This window comes from Prevotellamassilia timonensis, assembly GCF_021531665.1.
Lineage (GTDB): Bacteria > Bacteroidota > Bacteroidia > Bacteroidales > Bacteroidaceae > Alloprevotella.
Map to the genome: position 1 here is coordinate 1 of NZ_JADYUH010000057.1, position 18,544 is coordinate 18,544.

General features: G+C 51.5%; 17 protein-coding genes. 12 read left to right on the top strand and 5 right to left on the bottom strand.

Features of this window, described 5'->3' with window-relative positions; all coding sequences use genetic code 11:
- Positions 1 to 553 precede the first annotated feature (553 nt).
- Positions 554 to 1,762 carry a Gfo/Idh/MocA family protein gene (locus I6E40_RS08815; RefSeq protein ID WP_235386674.1) on the bottom strand — a complete coding sequence of 403 codons (1,209 nt, stop codon included), beginning with the start codon at positions 1,760 to 1,762 and terminating at the stop codon, positions 554 to 556.
- 136 nt (positions 1,763 to 1,898) lie between these two features.
- On the bottom strand, positions 1,899 to 2,150 hold the full coding sequence (locus I6E40_RS08820) for a type B 50S ribosomal protein L31 (RefSeq protein ID WP_235386675.1): 252 nt from the start codon (positions 2,148 to 2,150) through the stop codon (positions 1,899 to 1,901).
- 856 nt (positions 2,151 to 3,006) lie between these two features.
- Here I6E40_RS08820 and rplM point away from each other — a divergent pair.
- The 6 genes from rplM (at position 3,007) to I6E40_RS08850 (ending at position 7,538) form a co-directional block, all read left to right on the top strand.
- Entirely contained in the window at positions 3,007 to 3,468 is a 462-nt protein-coding gene (rplM, locus tag I6E40_RS08825; protein ID WP_235386676.1) for a 50S ribosomal protein L13, read from the top strand.
- Positions 3,469 to 3,477: 9 nt separating this feature from the next.
- Entirely contained in the window at positions 3,478 to 3,864 is a 387-nt protein-coding gene (rpsI, locus tag I6E40_RS08830) for a 30S ribosomal protein S9 (protein WP_235386677.1), read from the top strand.
- A 141-nt stretch (positions 3,865 to 4,005) separates the two neighbouring features.
- Positions 4,006 to 4,845, top strand: a complete 840-nt coding sequence (gene rpsB / locus I6E40_RS08835; protein ID WP_235386678.1) for a 30S ribosomal protein S2 — start codon at positions 4,006 to 4,008, stop codon at positions 4,843 to 4,845.
- Positions 4,846 to 4,986: 141 nt separating this feature from the next.
- Complete coding sequence (gene tsf, locus I6E40_RS08840) at positions 4,987 to 5,976, top strand: translation elongation factor Ts (RefSeq protein ID WP_235386679.1); 990 nt, start codon at positions 4,987 to 4,989, stop codon at positions 5,974 to 5,976.
- Positions 5,977 to 6,155: 179 nt separating this feature from the next.
- On the top strand, positions 6,156 to 6,980 hold the full coding sequence (locus I6E40_RS08845; protein WP_235386680.1) for a glycoside hydrolase family 25 protein: 825 nt from the start codon (positions 6,156 to 6,158) through the stop codon (positions 6,978 to 6,980).
- An 81-nt stretch (positions 6,981 to 7,061) separates the two neighbouring features.
- Positions 7,062 to 7,538 carry a cytidine deaminase gene (locus tag I6E40_RS08850; protein ID WP_235386681.1) on the top strand — a complete coding sequence of 159 codons (477 nt, stop codon included), beginning with the start codon at positions 7,062 to 7,064 and terminating at the stop codon, positions 7,536 to 7,538.
- Between the two features lie 112 nt (positions 7,539 to 7,650).
- Here I6E40_RS08850 and I6E40_RS08855 read toward each other — a convergent pair whose 3' ends face one another.
- From I6E40_RS08855 to efp, 3 genes are all read right to left on the bottom strand, one after another.
- A complete protein-coding gene (locus tag I6E40_RS08855; RefSeq protein WP_235386682.1) occupies positions 7,651 to 7,848 on the bottom strand; it encodes a hypothetical protein in 198 nt (65 codons plus the stop codon).
- A 77-nt stretch (positions 7,849 to 7,925) separates the two neighbouring features.
- A complete protein-coding gene (locus I6E40_RS08860) occupies positions 7,926 to 11,096 on the bottom strand; it encodes a reprolysin-like metallopeptidase (RefSeq protein WP_235386683.1) in 3,171 nt (1,056 codons plus the stop codon).
- Between the two features lie 300 nt (positions 11,097 to 11,396).
- Positions 11,397 to 11,963 (bottom strand): elongation factor P, encoded by a 567-nt coding sequence (gene efp / locus I6E40_RS08865; RefSeq protein ID WP_235386684.1) that lies wholly within the window; start codon positions 11,961 to 11,963, stop codon positions 11,397 to 11,399.
- Between the two features lie 517 nt (positions 11,964 to 12,480).
- On the opposite strand from efp, the gene I6E40_RS08870 reads away from it, so the two are divergent.
- The 6 genes from I6E40_RS08870 to I6E40_RS08895 all read left to right on the top strand — a co-directional run bounded on the left by I6E40_RS08870 (position 12,481) and on the right by I6E40_RS08895 (position 17,854).
- Positions 12,481 to 13,494 (top strand): glycosyltransferase, encoded by a 1,014-nt coding sequence (locus I6E40_RS08870; RefSeq protein WP_235386685.1) that lies wholly within the window; start codon positions 12,481 to 12,483, stop codon positions 13,492 to 13,494.
- A gap of 104 nt (positions 13,495 to 13,598) precedes the next feature.
- Positions 13,599 to 14,294, top strand: coding sequence for a RadC family protein (gene radC / locus I6E40_RS08875; RefSeq protein WP_235386686.1), 696 nt, complete (start codon positions 13,599 to 13,601; stop codon positions 14,292 to 14,294).
- A 35-nt stretch (positions 14,295 to 14,329) separates the two neighbouring features.
- On the top strand, positions 14,330 to 14,650 hold the full coding sequence (locus tag I6E40_RS08880) for a metal-sulfur cluster assembly factor (RefSeq protein WP_235386687.1): 321 nt from the start codon (positions 14,330 to 14,332) through the stop codon (positions 14,648 to 14,650).
- A 118-nt stretch (positions 14,651 to 14,768) separates the two neighbouring features.
- On the top strand, positions 14,769 to 15,533 hold the full coding sequence (locus tag I6E40_RS08885) for a UDP-2,3-diacylglucosamine diphosphatase (protein ID WP_235386688.1): 765 nt from the start codon (positions 14,769 to 14,771) through the stop codon (positions 15,531 to 15,533).
- A gap of 100 nt (positions 15,534 to 15,633) precedes the next feature.
- On the top strand, positions 15,634 to 16,560 hold the full coding sequence (locus I6E40_RS08890; protein WP_235386689.1) for an ABC transporter ATP-binding protein: 927 nt from the start codon (positions 15,634 to 15,636) through the stop codon (positions 16,558 to 16,560).
- Entirely contained in the window at positions 16,553 to 17,854 is a 1,302-nt protein-coding gene (locus tag I6E40_RS08895; RefSeq protein WP_235386690.1) for an ABC transporter permease, read from the top strand. The genes I6E40_RS08890 and I6E40_RS08895 overlap by 8 nt, the downstream gene beginning before the upstream one ends.
- Positions 17,855 to 18,544: the final 690 nt, after the last annotated feature.

The window sequence follows — 18,544 nt, forward strand, 5'->3', positions numbered from 1 at the left end:
GAACGCTTCCATGTAGCGTTCTGTGTAGGGTTTACCCCCACCTTTCGTGTAGGGTTTTGAACGCTTCAATGTAGGGTTTTATGTATAGTTTGTGTATAGTTTGAAGCACAAACTATACATTTCGCAACACGCGGAAAATCAACGGAATAAAGAGCAAAATGTAGGGTTTGTGTATAGTTTGCATAGTTTTTTGCACACCCTTTTTATTACGTATATAAGTACAAGCGAACCACACCCGAAACCCTACATTTTTGTGATAAACTTCGTCAGCCACAGAGCAGGCTATGCTCCTTCCTCAACTGCCCAAAAGTTCAGTTCGAAGAAATCAAAATCTACACAACTTAATCGATAGCCCCCTGAAATGTTTTTGAATCGTCATGTTCAAAAACAGAATCGTGTTCTATGAAACAACTCAATCTGAATCATAGAACACGCTTAACCGAAAACGCAAGATTTTGGAGGACAGTAATAAATAAAAGGAAAAAGAAAAGGGAAAGGGAAGGAAAAAGAAAAAGAAAAGGGAAAGGGAAGGAATAAGAATGGTTTCACGCCATCACTCCCCCAAGAAATCGGGAATTTCCACGGGCACGCCGCCGCGAGCGGCAGAAATCTGAGAAAGTTCGCAAAGACAGGACCACTCGGCTGCATCATAGACATCCAAATCCAACGGAAGTCCATGGTGAAGACAATGAATCAGGCGGCGGTCCATCACATAGTTCATCTCGTTGGGCACACCCTTCTTGTGCCCCTCCGCCCACAACTGCGACGCGACTGATTCGGAAAACTGCTCTTCCATGACCTTCAACGCCTCTTCACCGCTGAAAGAGAAGGGCTTGACTTCTCCACACGTTTCATCACCGCCCTCCTCCATCCATTCGACGACGGGAAGCGGATATTTTTGCACAAAGCCCTTTGTGCCGCACACCGTTTGCAGACGACTGTAGGGGCGCGGCGTGGTCACGTCAAGTTGCAAGAGAATGGTGACGCCTCCCTCGGTCGTGAGGAGCGAGGAATTGACCTTACCAATCCATTCTTCGCCCCGTCGCACGCCGCGAGCGGTGACTGAGGTGATGGTCTTGAAACGGTCTTTTCGGTGAATGCCAAGGAGTTGCGCAATCGGACCAATGCCATGGGTGGGATAAGGGTTACCGCCATGGGTGGAATAGGACTGCGCCATCCAGTGACGTCGGAACATTTCGCTCTCCCCACGTTTCACCTCTTGTTCTGCCTCCGCGATGCGGTGGATGTAGGCTCCCTCGCAGTGAGTGATGGTGCCGAGTTTCCCTTTTTGGAACATTTCAAGGGTTTGGAGCGCAAAGAAATCGTAGCAACAATTTTCCGTCATGAAACAGTGGCGCTGCGTCGCCTCGGCTGTGCGGACGAGGCGGAAACACTCCTCAACGGTTGTGGCGGCAGGCACTTCGACAGCCACGTGTTTCCCGTGTTCCATGGCATAGACCGCCATCGGAGTGTGGGTGTTCCATTCCGTGCAGACATAGACCAAATCCACATCCTCCTTCTCGCACACCGTCTTCCAAGCCTCGGCTCCGCAAAAGGCAACCGCCGCCGGTCGTCCCGACTGCGTCAAGGCAGCATTGGCTGTCTCCGTTTTTTCGGAGTCGAGATCCACAACATAACGGATTTCAGCGTGAGGAATGAAAGCATATCTCCGCAGAGTTTTCATTCCGCGGTCACCCAGTCCAATCAGTGCGATGCGCACCAGGGGAATGGGTTCACAGGTCAAAAGCAGTGCTGAGGGCATGACGAGTGTATGTTTTTCTTGGACGGACGAAAAGGAGGCGTTTTGGAAAGCGCGGAAACAAATGCAGAAATGCAAAACAGTGGAAGCCACCCTGAGGTACTTCCACTGTTTGTATTGTTTATCCCTGAAGGGGTTATTACTTTCTGCTCTTGCCGTAGCGGCTCATGAACTTGTCCACGCGACCGGCAGTGTCGACGAGTTTGGACTTTCCGGTGTAGAAGGGGTGAGAAGTGTTAGAAATTTCGAGCTTCACCACGGGATAAGTTTCGCCTTCGAATTCAACGGTTTCAGTGGTTTTGCAGGTGGAGCGAGAAAGGAACATATCGCCGTTACTCATGTCTTTGAACACAACGGGACGATAATTTTCAGGATGAATACCTTGTTTCATTGTTGCTATAGCTTGTTGGTTTGTACAAATTTGTGTGGTAACAATTTGTGTAATGGGCTGTTTGTGGGTGCAAAATTACAAACTTCGGAGAAACCGACAAATATTTTGTAAGATAAATTTTCAAGAGCCTTGCACAAGAAACGCGCGCCCTTTTGTAAGTTTCGTCAGTGGAGGAAGCAAAGCGGACTATGTGGCTGGCAAGACTCACAAAATCACTCAGACAATCAGAAAGCAACCTAAACACAATCCCCTTCTTTTGAATGAAGTTTATACCACCGTCTCAGAACGTCCTATATTATACCTATATCATCCTATATATACCTATATATTATATAAGGTGTGGAAACGGCACACAGCAGAGCGACAATGACAAAACTTGTTTTCACCTGCTCCACCTCTTCTTTCCGCCACCCACTGAATCTTGCTTATTGACCATTGACCATTGACCGTTGACCATTGACCGTTGACCGTTGACCATTGACCCTTGACCCTTGACCGTTGACCGTTGACCCTTGACCCTTGACCCTTGACTGTCGACTGTTGACCGTTGACTGTTGACCGTTGACCCTTGACCGTTGACCCTTGACCGTTGACCATTGACCGTTGACTGTTGACCATTGACTGTTGACCGTTGACTGTTGACCCCTTGAAAGAAAATGAAAGAAATATGTAACAGAGTATTTGTCAGTTATGAAGAAAGTTGTACTTTTGCACGCCGATTATTATCACGACGAGCCTCAAAAGGGCTCCGACTCCTTGTGAAAAGGCGTCAGTTCTATTGGCCTGGAACGATGTCCAAAAGAAAAGCAAGGGGATAAGTTATAGTAGTTACTTTATTAAAAATCAAACAAACAAAGTGGACACTTTAAGTTACAAGACCATTTCTGCCAACAAAGAGACCGTGAACAAGGAATGGGTTGTGGTGGATGCCACCGACCAGATTCTGGGTCGTCTTTGCACAAGAGTGGCAAAGCTGCTCCGTGGCAAGTACAAACCGAACTTCACCCCTCACGTGGATTGTGGAGACAACGTGATTATCATTAACGCCGACAAGGTGCGTCTGACCGGAAAGAAATGGACAGACCGCGTTTATCTGACCTACACCGGCTATCCCGGCGGTCAGAAAGAGCACACCCCCGCCTCCATCATGGCAAAGAAGAACGGTGCCGACAAACTTCTCCGTCGCGTCGTGAAGGGCATGCTCCCCAAAAACAGACTTGGCGCCAAACTGCTCACCCACCTTTATGTTTTTGAAGGCGCAGAGCACAACATGGAAGCACAGTCTCCCAAAGCAATCGATATTAACCTTCTCAAATAAGTCGCAGAAATGGAAATGATCAATGCATTAGGCCGCCGCAAGAGCGCCGTGGCACGTATTTACGTCACTGAGGGTACCGGCAAAATCACCATCAACAAGAGAGACCTCGCCGACTATTTCCCCTCCACCATTCTGCAGTATGTCGTGAAGCAGCCTCTGAACCTGCTGAACGTGGCTGAGAAGTATGACATCAAAGTGAACCTCTTCGGAGGCGGTTTCACCGGACAGAGCCAGGCTCTCCGCCTCGCCATCGCACGTGCCTTGGTGAAAATCAACGCCGAAGACAAGAAGGCTCTCCGCGCTGAAGGCTTCATGACCCGCGACCCCCGCGCCGTGGAACGCAAGAAACCGGGACGTCCCAAAGCACGCCGTCGCTTCCAGTTCAGCAAACGTTAATCGGCTTGTTTGCAAACTGGCACGTTTAGTATCTAAATCGTTCGGACTCTTTCTCTTCTCACACTGCGAAGACTACCGCGGCGATTGGTTGCTAATTCAAAACAACTCACAAGAAAGTAAACGAAAAAAACAAACAGAAAAATGTCAAGAACATCTTTTGAAACTCTTCTTGAGGCAGGCTGTCACTTTGGCCACCTCAAACGCAAATGGAATCCTGCCATGGCTCCCTACATCTTCATGGAGCGCAACGGCATTCACATCATCGACCTTCACAAGACCGTCGCTAAAATCGACGAGTCCGCAGAAGAACTGAAAGCCATTGCCAAGCAGGGCAAGAGAATCCTCTTCGTAGCTACTAAAAAACAGGCCAAGCAAGTGGTTGCAGACAAAGCCACTTCCGTGAACATGCCCTACGTGACCGAACGCTGGCCGGGCGGCATGCTCACCAACTTTCCCACCATCCGTAAGGCTGTGAAGAAGATGGCTAACATCGACAAACTCATGGGCGATGGCACCTTCTCCAACCTTTCCAAACGCGAAATCCTGCAAATCTCTCGTCAGCGCGCTAAACTCGAAAAGAACCTCGGTTCTATCGCTGACCTGACTCGTCTCCCCGCAGCACTGCTCGTCATCGACGTTTGCAAGGAACACATCGCCGTGAAGGAAGCACGCCGACTCGGCATCCCCGTCTTCGGCATCGTGGACACCAACTCCGATCCCAACTCCGTGGATTTCGTCATCCCCGCAAACGACGACTCCAACAAGAGCGTAGAGGTCATCCTCGACGCACTTTGCGGCGCCATCGCTGAAGGCGTGGAAGAAAGAAAAGCAGAAAAGGTGGACACTGAAGCTGCCGGCGAACAGGAAGCACCCAAGGCTGCTCCCCGCAAACGTGCCGCCAAGGCTCGTGCCGAGAAGGAAGAAGCTCCCGCCGAAGTTGCTGAAGCAGCAGCCAAAACGACTGAGACTGCCGCAGAATAATTTCTTCTGACAACATCATCAGTAAAACGGGTTCTTGGTCGTGGGAAAAACAAACACATTTGTGACTCTTCATGCCAAGAACCCTTTTTCTTTTCAAATTTCAATTTAATAATATTACCACTCTAAAATAATTTTACGACAATGGGAGTAGGATTAGAAGATATCAAGAAACTCCGCACCATGACCGGCGCCGGTCTGGGCGACTGCAAAAAGGCTTTGGCCGAAGCTAACGGCAACATGGAAGAAGCCATCGAAATCATCCGCAAAAAAGGTCAGGCTGTGGCAGCCAAGCGCTCTGACAGAGAAGCAGCAGAAGGTGCTGTGCTCGTGAAGTCCGCCAACGGCTTCTCCGCCATCATCGCCTTGAAATGTGAAACTGACTTCGTGGCAAAGAACGCTGACTTCGTGAAACTCGCTCAGGACATCCTCGACGCTGCCGTGGAGAACAAGTGCAAGACGCTCGAAGAAGTGCTCGCCCTTCCCTTCGGAGGTCACACCGTGGCTGAAGCCGTGACCGACAGAAGCGGTATCACCGGTGAAAAGATGGAACTCGACGGCTACAACTTCATTGAAGGCGAGAACGTCTCCGTCTATGACCACATGGGTCGTCACATGCTCTGCACCATGGTTCAGACCAACAAACCCGCTGAAGAACAGGCTCACAACGTTGCCATGCAGGTGGCTGCCATGAACCCCGTGGCTCTCAACGCCGAAAGCGTGCCCGAAAGCGTGAAGGAAGAAGAACTCAAGGTTGCCATCGAGAAAACCAAGGAAGAACAAGTCAAGAAGGCTGTCGAAGCAGCACTCAAAAAGGCTGGTTTCAACCTCTACATCGCTGAGAGCGAATCTCACCTTGAAGAAGGCATCATGAAAGGCAACATCACCGCTGAGCAGGCTGACGAAATCCGCGAACTCAAAAAGACCGTGGCTGAAGAGAAGGCTGCTAACCTCCCCGAACAGATGATTCAGAACATCGCTCAGGGACGCATGAAGAAGTTCTTCAAGGAATCCTGCCTCTTGGAACAGGAATACATTCAGGACGCCAAACTCTCTGTGGCTGACTACCTTAAGTCTGCTGACAAAGAACTCACCGTCATTGATTTCAAGCGCTTCACTCTCCGCGCTGAATAATCTTCCCTTTTGAACTTTCCCAAAACAAAAGATTGTGCCGCGACTGGTTCGCGGCACTTTTTTCTGTTAAAAAACTGTTTCAGACCAGATATTCTGAAAATTAGACCTATTTTTGCAAGCGTGGGCGCAAAGTTCACGCTCTTCCTTTGTCAAACCTTTCATCCAATATCCTTCTCCACATGTTTATCTCTCGTTTCCTCTCCAAAAGTCTTCTCGTTTGCACCGTTTTTCTCACTGCTGCCCAACTTCCGGCAGACGCACGAAAGAAAGACAAAGACAACGGACGAGGCATGGCGGAGTATGAAGCCGTTCAGCCCGACCGACTGAGCAAAAAATCTGTGGCGGAACATTTCATGACACACGCGGCAGCCGTCTTCCTGCCCACCTCCAACGCTCGAATCAACAATGCCTACAAGGAGGGCATTGACGTTTCGCACCATCAAGGATATATTGACTGGGACGAAGTGGTACGCAATTCCCAAATCTCCTACGTTTACCTCAAAGCCACCGAAGGAGCTTCCATGGTGGACAACACCTACGCTCGCAACCTCGCCGAAGCACGCCGCGTCGGCCTCAGCGTGGGAAGTTACCACTTCTATCGTCCAACCATTGACTGGAAAAAACAATTTGAAAACCTCACCTCAGTGGTTCGACGCGACGAGCAAGACCTTGTGCCCATCATTGACATCGAACACCGAGGCTCTGTGAGCGAAGAGACATTCATTGAAGACCTTCGATGCTTCATTGAGAAGGTGACAGAGTTCTACGGTCGCAAACCACTGCTCTACACCTACAACAACTTCTACAACCGTCATCTCTCCGGTCTTTTCACCGACTATCACTTCATGATTGCACGCTACCGCAGTGACAGTCCCGTGCTGAACGATGGCATGGAATATATCATGTGGCAATACACCGAAACCGGCTCCATCCCCGGCATCAGAGGAAACGTGGACCGCAGTAAAATCATGGGTGACTTCTCTCTGAATCAAGTCATGATGTAAGCATAAAGGAGCCCACTCGTTCCGTGCTTCAACTTAGACATCTATATCTTTCTGCTCGTCTTTCCCAAATATATTCAAGACATGGATTGCACGCTCGTCATTCACTACGTTCGTCACGAGTTCTCAGAGGAAGCCCTGGGAAAAGACAATTTCAACTTGGCGCAACAGGCACGCCAAGCCACTTTCACCGCCTACTCCCCCTACTCTCACTTCTGCGTGGGTGCCGCCGTGCTTCTTGACAACGGCGAGACGGTTTGCGGCAGCAATCAGGAAAATGCCGCCTTCGGAGCGGGCACCTGTGCCGAGCGCACCGCTTTGTTCTATGCCCACGCACACCAACCGGACGTTCCCGTGGCTGCCATCGCCATTGCCGCTCGCAAGGAAGGAGAAGATTTCACGCTCACGCCCATCAGTCCCTGCGGCATCTGCCGCCAAGCACTGGTGGAAGCAGAGACTCGCGCCGGACATCCCATCCGCGTCCTGCTCTGCGGCAGAAACGAGGTGTGGGAATTTGCCACCGTCAAGGACATCCTTCCCTTCACCTTCGAGAGTTTTTGAAAGAAAATTCTACATTTCAATCAAACAGCACACATCCGCATTCGGCGTTCAACCGAATGCGGATGTGTTTTTAGAATTCAGAGCGGCAGAGTCGCGTTTCAGATTTGAAGATTCAGTGTGACTCCCAGAATGACGAGTGCTCATGCGCACCGTCCCAACCTTCTGCGGGTCGTTGCGAGGAGAGTTGATCCTCTTCTGACACTTCATCCTTCACTCCCGGTCCGCCGGAGAGAGCAAGCAATGCGGAGGGGACAAAACGGAAGGAGATGATTTGCGGAGAGAAATATGGTTTGCGGTGTTTCACGTTCATCTTATTTCTGTTTATCGTTTCCGTCGCGGCGGACAAATCCTACTTTTTCGTTTTCAGCGCGGCGGACGGTTCCCACTTTATTTCACAATGATTTTCTTTCCGTTCTTGACGTAGATGCCTTTGGGCAGATGTGAGCCGTTGAAGCGTCGTCCGTCAAGTCCATAGACCGTGTCGTCCTTTTGGATTTCGGTCTTCACGTCGGTGACAACGGTAAGTTCAGAGTCTTCCAGAATGAAACCACGCGTCATGGAGGCAGAAGAAGTCAGCGCCAGGAATGCTTTTCCCGCCTTGTTGGTGAACGCCGCCCCGTTTTCGGCAGCCCAGAAGAAGCCAAGCGTTCGGTCAGTGCTGCTGCGATAGGCAAGTTTATAGTATGCCGTAGCGCCCTCCACGTCAGTCAGCGCGTCGGTCAGCGTGCCGTGCAGAAGATTCTCGGTCGGAGCGGATTCAGAGGAAGTAGCCACAACGGCTTCGTAGGTATCTGCAGAACCGTTCAGCAGGAGAGCGGTTTGGGCTGGCACGACTTCACCGGAGGGATAGCGATAGTCCACCATTGCCTTTCCGTCCTTTGTGTCGGTGATGATGCCGCCCCTCACGCCGTCCGGCATTTGGAAGGCTTTGTCGGTGAAGAAGGTCACATAGCCGGCATTGCTGATGGTGAACGACACCTTCTCTTCCTCGAGCGGCACGAACTGGAAGTCGGTGGAGACAATCACGCCATTGCTGTTGTTGCAGCGATATGCCACGGGGTTGCTGGCGTAGTCATAGACTGCGGAGAACGTATTTCCCGTGCGACTCAACTGCGCGGCGGCGGGGAAGAGATTGACAAGCGTGTAACTGCCCCAGGTGTAGCCGCGCTCCAACTTGATGTCGGGACCGGGATTTGTGAAGCCCTCAAGATAGGGTGTGCGTCCCGCCTCGTCTTCCAGATATACACAGTTGTCACCAAGAGTCAGAATGAGCGGCGTGGCTTCTTCCACGGAGGAGGTGAAGGATTCGTTGCCCTCCGCATCGCGCTTATAATAATAATAAGGAGTGGTGGCAGGCATCGCCTGATAACTTCTCAAGAGATACTTGCCCTCTCTGAGCGGCATGACAATTTCATCGTCGCCCAAGTTGTTCAAGTCTTCAAGGGCAGATTCGAGCGCATCGACCTTGGCGAGCGTCAGCGACTCTTCCTTCAGCGCACCGTCTTCGGTGAACACGTCTTCATAGGCACGGACAAACGCCTTCCACGCTTCTGTGGAAACTTTGGGATATGCCATCTGCCCCTTGTGCTCATAGAGGTCTTTGGCTGTCGCCGTCAGGTCTTTGGCTTTCAGCGTGGCGCGTTTTTCATCGGTCAGCACATCAGGCAGCATGAAGATTTGGGTGTAGGTATAGGGTGTACCGTTCACATTCGCCGTCCAACTTCGTCTGACGATGTTGCCTTCGCGTTCTTCTTTGGCGGTGGAGGAATAGAGCGTGGAGGGCGCTGTTTTTCTGTAGGCTTTCAACGTCGGCATTTCTCCGATTTCGTCTTCCGATGCCACGTTCACGAATGGTTCGGGAGCGTTTTGGAACAACACTTTCGCGGTACTCTCGCTCAGTTCGAAGCCGCCGGAATAGACCACTTCGCCGCCTTGGACTGTATAGGGCACCGAGGGACTTATGCCATAAACTGCTTCATTCTTTACTTCGACTTTGATGCAACCACCGCTGATGGAAGAAGGATAGCCGCGATAGGCAGTCTTCCCGATTTCCACGTAGGGGAAAGCACCTGTCCACTCACCGGTGTTGGGAACGTCGTCCGCCAGCACGTAGGGGAAGGTCTGCCCAAAGTCCTTGGAAAGCAGGATGCGCACCTTACTGTCCGTGCCGTAGAGTTCCGTCTGCGGCGTCCAAGTCAGTTTGAGTTGATTGCCCCAATAGAACTTGATGAAATTGGTGGGCGAAGAAATGCTTGTCTGAAAGGGCGACCCCGTCACAATTCTGAGTTTCAGCCTTTCGGAGTCGTAGAGCGAGCGCTGGTGCACGGCACCGAGGAAGGTGTAAAGTCCCGGGCGGGAGTCGTCGGAGTAGAGTTCATACTGCGGATAGGTGGCATCAGATGCCAGCGAGGCGGGATTGAGATAGTAGGGTTGGAACATGACGCAGTCCGTGACCTGAGACTTATAGGCTGGAATCAACGCATTGCTGCCCTGCATGGAAGTGATGTCAAAACCATGCACACAGGAGGCGACGGGTTCGGCGAAATGGTTCTTCAACGGGAGATAGAACTGGAAGTTGGAACCTTGCGTGACGACATATTCTTTGCGCAAGCGTTCGCGGTCAATCTCCGGCTGCCCGCCTTCTTCCGCATAGACCCACGGCATGTTGGTTGTCTCCGCGTTTCTTGTGAAATCAGCATGGAGGTCGCTGCGTTCTTCGGAAAGATAGACATTGAGGTTTTTCATCACGCTGCGGATGGCTTTCAGTGCCGCCATTCCCATGAAATCTCTCGGATAGCCGTAACTCATCACACTTTGTCCCGTACCGGGTTCCGTGCAGTCGCCGTTTTCGATTTGGTGGGAGTGACCCGCGCCGAGCAGGTGACCGATTTCGTGGGAAATGGTGATGTGTGAGGTGGTAGCCCATCCGGCAGCCTTCATCGTGGGGAAAGCACCGCCGCCCTGATATGCCTGCCCTTGCAGACTGCCCTTCGGGTTGGCGACGAGGAGACCGAGGTCGTAGGCGTCTTCGCCAATCAGTTTGTTGATGAGGGGCACGGCGTTGGTGATGATGATGGAACCTTCGTTGTTGCGAAGCGGCAGTTCTGCGTCTTCAGCGAGACAGATGAGATTCGGGTCGCGCACCACACGCATTTCAACTCCGACATCGTCGCGATAGATGGAGTTCAAAACGCGCTCTGCCTCGTCCCACCAGGCATTGACGGTCTCGAAGTCTCCGCTGTTGAAACCATACGCCACCTCGTAGGTCAGACAAAGCGCGACACGCATGACATAGACCTCACCGGTGTTGTAGATGACGGACTGAGAGGGTGAAGAAGGGCGCGGAGCACGCGACACGGACTTCAAGTCTGACTGACGAGTGCCGTTGTCCTGAAGCATCTGACGGAAGGAGGCTGCCAGTTTGCCTTCGGGCAACGCCAGACAGCAGTCATCTTCGTGGTCATGAGACTGTGCGGAAGACGGCAAAGCCGATAACAGAGCGGCAAGAAAAATTCCCAAAGGAAGAATCTTTTGAAGAAGCATGAATAATTTTCTCATTGAATGGGTGAATGGGGAGGTATAAATGACGGGATAAGGAACGTTCGAGAAAGTGCTTATTTTTTGGGTTGCTTATTAATTTTTAGAACAGTCCTATAGTGTTTTTCTTTTTCGGGAGCAAAGTTAAGCAAACAAATTCACATGTCCCTTACACTTCGCCCTGTTTCGTGAAATGCGCAGCCTTTGAGGTTTTCCTTTGACGTCAGTCTCTCCGGAACGCAACACGACCGACAACTTGCGCTGTCGGTCGTGCTTTTAAACTTTCCCTGCGAACAGGGTTTTAGGAGGGAGGTTCACCCTTTATGCTTTCACGCGGTTGAGGTAAGAACCGTCGCGAGTGTCGATTTCGATGATTTCGCCTTCGTTGATGAAGAGGGGCACACGCACTTCCACGCCGGTTTCGAGTTTAGCGGGTTTGAGGGTGTTGGTGGCGGTGTCGCCTTTGAGACCGGGCTCAGTGTAAACAATCTTGAGTTTGGTCTTCACGGGCATTTCTGCGAAGAGGATGGTTTCAGTGGAAGCGTCGCTCACCACGTCCACCACGTCGCCTTCCTTCATGTATTCCACACCGGTGATGAGGTCGTGGGAAATGACCACGTCGTCCCAAGTTTCCTGGTTGAGGAAGTGATACTGGTCGCCTTCAGCGTAGGAGTACTGGAACTGGCGGCGTTCCACGCGCACGTCTTCGAGTGCTTCGCCGATGTTGAAGCGGCGTTCCAAAACACGACCGCTCACCACGTCCTTCAAGGTGGTGCGCATGATGGTGTTACCCTTGCCGGGCTTTACGTGAAGAAAATCGATGCAGAAGTAGAGTTTACCGTCCAAGCGGATGCAGGTACCCTTCTTGATGTCTTGTGATTTGATCATGAGTGATTACTTAAAGTTTTTGTTTCTCTTTTCGGAGCGCAAAATTACGTATTTTTTGATTACTAAAGAAATATCTTTCCTTCGTCGTGACAAAAATTTAATTCCAAACGTGCATTTTTCGTCCTTTTCACGTCCTTTTCTTCCCCAAAGAAGCCGGTGAAAAGGGAGAAATTAGGCATTTTGCTTTGCTCTTCAAGCGCGAGACACTACTTTTGTCAGTCGTTAAGGTTTCACACCTTATAGCCTTGAGGGGTGTTCTAAAAATTAGGTTGAGTTGATTTTTGCTTTCTTAGAGATGAACTTTTGTCAGTTGAGGAAGGAGCATAGCGGGCTATGCGACTACGAAACTTACCAAAGGGCGCGCTAAGAAACGAAAAGCAACCAAAACGTAAGCACTTTCTTTTGAACGTTCCTTATCCCGTAATTTATAGAACACCCCTTGAGCCTCTTTAACTCACAGTCAACGACTCTTGACCATTGACCGTTGACGGCGCGAAACGCCTACCCTTTTCCTCTTATGAAGTATTCTTTTATCATTCCCGTCTTTAACCGCCCCGACGAAACGGAGGAACTGCTGGAGAGTCTCACTCAGCAGAGTTTCAAGGACTTTGAAGTACTCGTTGTGGAGGACGGTTCCGACCTGCGCTGCGAAGATGTTTGCGAGAGATTTCGCGAAAAACTTTCTGTCAGATACTTTTTCAAAGAGAACTCCGGACCGGGCATGACCCGCAACTTCGGAGTGGAGCGAGCCACGGGCGACTACGTCCTTGTGCTTGACTCCGATGTGGTGCTCCCTCCGGACTATCTGGCTGCTGTGGAGCGCGAACTCACCGCTGCTCCCTGCGATGCCTTCGGCGGACCGGACCGCGCACACCCCGACTTCACTCCGACGCAGAAGGCGATAAACTATGCCATGACCTCCTTTTTCACCACCGGCGGCATCCGCGGCGGCAAGAAAAAACTGGACAAGTTCTATCCCCGTTCCTTCAACATGGGCGTGCGCCGCACCGTCTATGCCGAACTCGGAGGCTTCTCCCCGATGCGTTTCGGCGAGGACATTGACTTCTCCACCCGCATCTTTGAAACCGGTCACAGTTGCCGGCTCTTCCCCGAGGCGTGGGTGTGGCACAAGCGCCGAACGGACCTCAAGAAGTTCTTCAAACAGGTTCACAACTCGGGCATCGCACGCATCAACCTCACGCGGCTCCACCCCGGCACACTGAAACTCGTTCATCTCCTGCCCTCCGTCTTCACCGCCGGATTGGCTTTTCTGCTTTTGGTGACGCTCGCCGGTTTGGCTGCAGGCTGCCTCCACGCGCTCTGGGCACTGACCCCTCCCCTGCTCTTTGCCCTTTTGGTCTTGGTCGATGCCACCCGCGCCGAACGGAGTTTGTCGGTGGGTGTGCGCGCCGTGGCTGCCTCCTTCGTGCAACTCTGTGGCTACGGCTCCGGCTTCCTTCGTGCCTGGTGGCGCCAATGCGTCAGAGGCAAATCGGAGTTTGAAGCCTTCAAAGGAAACTTTTATAAATAAGGGGGGGAGCGTTCTGTGAATTATGGAATAAGCCGTGAAGCAAAGGCGTTTCCACTCCCTCTCATTGATTGATTCTTTCATCTCCTCAAAACTGCGGATTCAGCGTGACCACCTTGAAACTCTCCATCACTGACCTCAGCATCGAAGACCGACCGCGCGAGAAACTGGAAAGACACGGTGCGGAAGCATTGACGACAGCAGAACTGCTCGCCATCCTCATCGGTTCGGGAAACTCGGAAGAAAACGCGGTGCAACTCATGCAGCGCGTGCTCCACGATGCCCAAGACAGCCTTGCTGAACTGGAGGCGAAGAGCATCAAAGAACTCTGTGCCTACAAAGGCTTCGGACCTGCCAAAGCCATCACCATCCAGGCGGCGTGCGAACTGGCAAAAAGAAGAATGAAGGAGCAACACAACCCGAACCAAACGCGCTACACCAACTCGGACCTCATCTATCAGTTCTTCCTCTCCTCCATGAAGGGGAAAACGGTGGAGGAATGCCGGCTGCTCCTGCTGAGCCAAAGCCTCGGTTTCAAAGGATGCAAACTCCTGAGCCGAGGCGGACTGACGGGCACCACGGTGGACGTGCGACTCGCACTCAAAGAAGCCCTGCTCGCCGGAGCCACCTGCATCGCGCTCTGCCACAACCATCCCTCGGGAAACCCGAAACCGAGCCTCGAGGACGACAGACTGACACAAAAACTCAAAGAAGCAGCACGAATCATGGACATCAAACTCATCGACCACATCATCCTGACTGACCACACCTACTTCAGTTACGCCAACGAAGGAAAACTCTGAAAAAAACACACCATATTATATATATATAGCAAAACATGACACAAGAAGAACGTTTGAAAATAGAAGAACGCATCGTTGAAGTGCTCAAAACAGTCTATGACCCGGAAATTCCCGTGGACGTCTATAACCTCGGACTCATCTATCGCATTGACCTTCATGACGACGCCACCCTTGACGTGGACATGACACTGACCGCGCCGAACTGCCCCGCCGCCGACTTCATCGTGGAGGACGTGCGCCTCAAACTTGACGGCGTGCCGGGCGTCAGCGAAGCGAAAGTGAACCTCGTCTTTGAACCCGAATGGGACAAGGACATGATGAGCGAGGAAGCCAAACTCGAACTCGGCTTCCTCTGAACACGAAGCAAAACTTAGGCGGGCTGTTCTTTGAATTAGGGAAAGTTTGAACTTGAACGCTCCCCATTCCATAGGTTTCATAGAACTCCCCCTTCCACGTTTCCCCAACTCCGACAAAATGAAAAACATCTATTTCCTCTCCGATGCACACCTCGGCAGCCTCGCCATCGAACACCGACGCACCCAGGAGCGTCGGCTCGTGAACTTCCTTGACTCCATCAAACACAAGGCGGAGGCGGTCTATCTTCTGGGAGACATGTTTGACTTCTGGCACGAATATCGAACCGTCGTGCCAAAAGGCTACACTCGTCTGCTGGGGAAAATCAGCGAACTGACCGACCTCGGCGTTGAAGTGCACTATTTCTACGGCAACCACGACCTTTGGCAGAACGACTATTTTGAAAAAGAGTGCGGCATGACGATTCACCGCAAGGAAGAGGTGGTGGAACTCTACGGAAAAACCTTCTTCCTCGCCCACGGCGATGGACTCGGCACCACGGAACGCGGCTTCCGCTTCATCCGCGCCATGTTCCACAACCGAATCTGTCAGAAACTCTTCGCCGCCGTCCACCCCCGCTGGGGAATGGCGTTCGGACTTGAATGGGCACGCCGCTCTCGCCTCAAACGCACAGACGGAAAAGAGCCACCCTATCAAGGAGAAAAGAACGAAACGCTCGTCTGCTTCGCCAAGGAATATCTCAAAACTCACCCCGACATCAACTTCTTTCTCTTCGGACACCGACACATTGAACTGGACCTCATGCTCCGACGTGAAACACGTCTGCTCATCCTCGGCGATTGGATTTCTCTCTTCACCTACGCCGTGTTTGACGGAGAAAACATGTTCCTCGAAACCTTCATCGAAGGCGAAAGCAATCCGTGAAAAGGGGTGTTCTAAAAATTAGGTTGAAAACGTAAGCGCTTTCACTTGAACATTCCTTATTCCATAATCTATTAGAACACAACCTCCTAAAACCACCATAATGAACGACAATTTTCTCACCGCCGCCCACATTGTGAAGCGCTATGCCGCCCACACCGCCCTTGACGACGTCAGCATCAACGTGCCGCGCGGCAAAGTCTTCGGACTCCTCGGTCCCAACGGCGCAGGAAAAACCACCCTCATCCGAATCATCAACCGCATCACCGCACCCGACAGCGGAGAAGTGACCTTTGACGGTCACGAGTTCCGACCGGAGGACGTGATGAGCATCGGCTATCTTCCCGAAGAGCGCGGACTCTACAAAAAAATGAAAGTCGGCGAGCAAGCCATCTATCTCGCACAACTCAAAGGCCTCAGCCGTGCAGAGGCGAAACACCGCCTCGAGGTGTGGTTCAACAAATTTGGCATCATGCCCTGGTGGGACAAAAAACTCGAAGAACTCTCCAAAGGCATGCAGCAGAAGGTGCAGTTCATCATCACCGTGCTCCACGAACCACCCCTCCTCATCTTCGACGAACCCTTCTCAGGCTTCGACCCCGTGAACGCCGAAATGCTCAAAAGAGAAATCCTTGCCCTGCGCGACAAGGGACACACCGTCATCTTCTCCACCCACAACATGTCGTCAGTCGAAGAAGTGTGCGACGAAATTGCCCTCATCAACCACTCGAAGGTCGTGCTCTCCGGAAAAGTCTCTGAAGTCAAAAAACAATTCCGAACCGGGCTCTACGAGGTGTCCTCCACCGACGAAACACTCACCGCCACAGAGGGATTCACCGTGGAAAACCACACCGGCGCCGGAGGACTTCACACCTTTGTGCTGCGAAAGTCAGACGAACTCTCCAACGCCGAACTCATCCAACGCGTGGCAGCGCAAATCGAACCAAGAAGTTTCTGTGAGAAAATGCCCACCATGCAAGAAATTTTCTTGAAAGTCGTCGAACCTCAAAACAACACCTCCCATGAATAAGTTCCTCCTCATCATACAGCGCGAATTCACCATCCGCGTCAAGAAAAAGTCTTTCATCATCCTCACCATCTTGATGCCCTTCATCTTCGCCGCCCTCGTCTTTGTACCAATTTGGCTGGCAAGCATCGAAGACGACGAACAGAAAACCGTGGCTCTTCACGATGCCACAGGACTCTACGCCGGCGAATTCAAGGATGATGCAACCTACCGCTTCGTACCCATCGCCGACCCGAACAACTCGGCATACTATTCCGACACCACCTCCGTCGAAGCCGTCATCGTGATTCAAAAAGACCTGACGAAAAAAGAAAACGGAGTCACCATCTTCTCCCACAAAGAAGTGGCAGCGGGATTGTTGAGTTACGTGGAGAACGTGCTCAACGAACGAGTGCGACGAGACAAACTGGCTGCCACCGGCATACAAGGCATTGACCGAATCATCGAAGACATCCAGTCGGAAGTCACCGTCACCACCGTCAAACGCAACGCCGAAGGCGACACACGCTCCTCAAACACCGCCATCGCCATGACTGCGGGCTTCATCTTCACCTTCATGATTTACATGTTCGTCATGAGTTATGGCGGCATGGTCATGCAGAGCGTCATGGAGGAAAAAACGAATCGCATCGTGGAACTGATGGTTTCTTCCGTGAAACCTTTCCAACTGATGATGGGAAAAATCATCGGCATCTCGCTCGTGGGATTCTTGCAGATGGCAATCTGGGGAATCATGCTGGCTGCCATCCTCTTTGCCGCGGGCAGCATCTTCGGACTCTCCGCCACACCCGCACCGGAGACAACCGCCATGATGGCAAACGGAATGCCCACACCGCCGACCTCAGGGGGAGATGAAATCTATGCCGCCATCACAGGGCTGCCTTTCTTGGAAATGGGAATCCTCTTTGCACTCTATTTCGTCGGCGGCTATCTGCTCTACGCCTCCTTCTTCGCCGCGGTGGGTGCTTCGGTGAACGAGCAGGAGGACTCCTCGCAGTTCATGATGCCCGTGGTTCTCATCATGGTGTTCGGACTCTACGCCGCCATGGGAAGCGCTGAAAACACAAACGGCCCGCTCGCCTTCTGGGCTTCCATGTTCCCGCTCACCTCTCCCATCGTGATGATGGTGAGAGTCCCCTTCAGCGTACCCCTTTGGGAGGAACTGCTCTCACTGGCTCTGCTCTACGGCACCGCCATCGCCTTCGTCTGGCTCAGCGCCCGCATCTATCGCGTCGGCATCTTGATGTACGGCAAAAAGCCTTCGCTGAAGGAAATGTGGAAGTGGGTGAACTATTAGGAGCAAACAAAGAAAAGAACGCAGAAAGTTCCTTGCTCGGAACACCACAACTTGCCATCACTCGGGGAACGCCCGAAAATCTTTCGTCACCTTCCCCCTGAAAACATCACAAACCCTACACAACGGCGGAGTTCAATTCGCCACTGTGTAGGGTTCAGTTTTAAGGGGTGTCCTAAGAATTAGGTTGCGTTGATTTTTGATTTCTTAGAGATGAACTTTTGGCAGTTAAGGGGTGTTCTGAAAATTAGGTTGAGTTGATTTTTGCTTTCTTTGAGATGAACTTTTGGCAGTTGAGGAAGGAGCATAGCGGGCTATGTGACTGACGAAACTTAAAAAGGGCGCGCTAAGAAACCAACCAAAACGTAAGCACTTTCTTTTCAACGTTCCTTATCCCGTAATTTATAGAACACACCTATATCTATATACATAAATAAAAGGGGAAACAAAAAAACTATACAAACTATACACAAACCCTACATTCAACCCTGCATTCCGCTGATTCTCCGCGCGTTGCGAAATGTATAGTTTGTGCTTCAAACTATACACAAACTATACACAAAACCCTACATTGCAACTAGAGAGACTAAGAGACTAAGAGACTAAGAGACTAAGAGACAAAGGGCGAAAGACGAAAGGACCGCCTTTTTGAAACATTAATGTTCATGAATTGATTCCATTAAGAAGTCATTA

What these genes read in the sequence shown, in the direction of transcription:
- I6E40_RS08820 (WP_235386675.1), bottom strand. Translation starts at nt 2,150, where the DNA reads ATGAAACAAGGTATTCATCCTGAAAATTATCGTCCCGTTGTGTTCAAA.
- tsf (WP_235386679.1), top strand. Translation starts at nt 4,987, where the DNA reads ATGGGAGTAGGATTAGAAGATATCAAGAAACTCCGCACCATGACCGGC.
- I6E40_RS08885 (WP_235386688.1), top strand. Translation starts at nt 14,769, where the DNA reads ATGAAAAACATCTATTTCCTCTCCGATGCACACCTCGGCAGCCTCGCC.
- I6E40_RS08850 (WP_235386681.1), top strand. Translation starts at nt 7,062, where the DNA reads ATGGATTGCACGCTCGTCATTCACTACGTTCGTCACGAGTTCTCAGAG.
- I6E40_RS08895 (WP_235386690.1), top strand. Translation starts at nt 16,553, where the DNA reads ATGAATAAGTTCCTCCTCATCATACAGCGCGAATTCACCATCCGCGTC.
- efp (WP_235386684.1), bottom strand. Translation starts at nt 11,963, where the DNA reads ATGATCAAATCACAAGACATCAAGAAGGGTACCTGCATCCGCTTGGAC.
- I6E40_RS08890 (WP_235386689.1), top strand. Translation starts at nt 15,634, where the DNA reads ATGAACGACAATTTTCTCACCGCCGCCCACATTGTGAAGCGCTATGCC.
- rpsB (WP_235386678.1), top strand. Translation starts at nt 4,006, where the DNA reads ATGTCAAGAACATCTTTTGAAACTCTTCTTGAGGCAGGCTGTCACTTT.
- I6E40_RS08860 (WP_235386683.1), bottom strand. Translation starts at nt 11,096, where the DNA reads ATGAGAAAATTATTCATGCTTCTTCAAAAGATTCTTCCTTTGGGAATT.
- I6E40_RS08855 (WP_235386682.1), bottom strand. Translation starts at nt 7,848, where the DNA reads ATGAACGTGAAACACCGCAAACCATATTTCTCTCCGCAAATCATCTCC.
- I6E40_RS08880 (WP_235386687.1), top strand. Translation starts at nt 14,330, where the DNA reads ATGACACAAGAAGAACGTTTGAAAATAGAAGAACGCATCGTTGAAGTG.
- rpsI (WP_235386677.1), top strand. Translation starts at nt 3,478, where the DNA reads ATGGAAATGATCAATGCATTAGGCCGCCGCAAGAGCGCCGTGGCACGT.
- I6E40_RS08870 (WP_235386685.1), top strand. Translation starts at nt 12,481, where the DNA reads ATGAAGTATTCTTTTATCATTCCCGTCTTTAACCGCCCCGACGAAACG.
- I6E40_RS08815 (WP_235386674.1), bottom strand. Translation starts at nt 1,762, where the DNA reads ATGCCCTCAGCACTGCTTTTGACCTGTGAACCCATTCCCCTGGTGCGC.
- I6E40_RS08845 (WP_235386680.1), top strand. Translation starts at nt 6,156, where the DNA reads ATGTTTATCTCTCGTTTCCTCTCCAAAAGTCTTCTCGTTTGCACCGTT.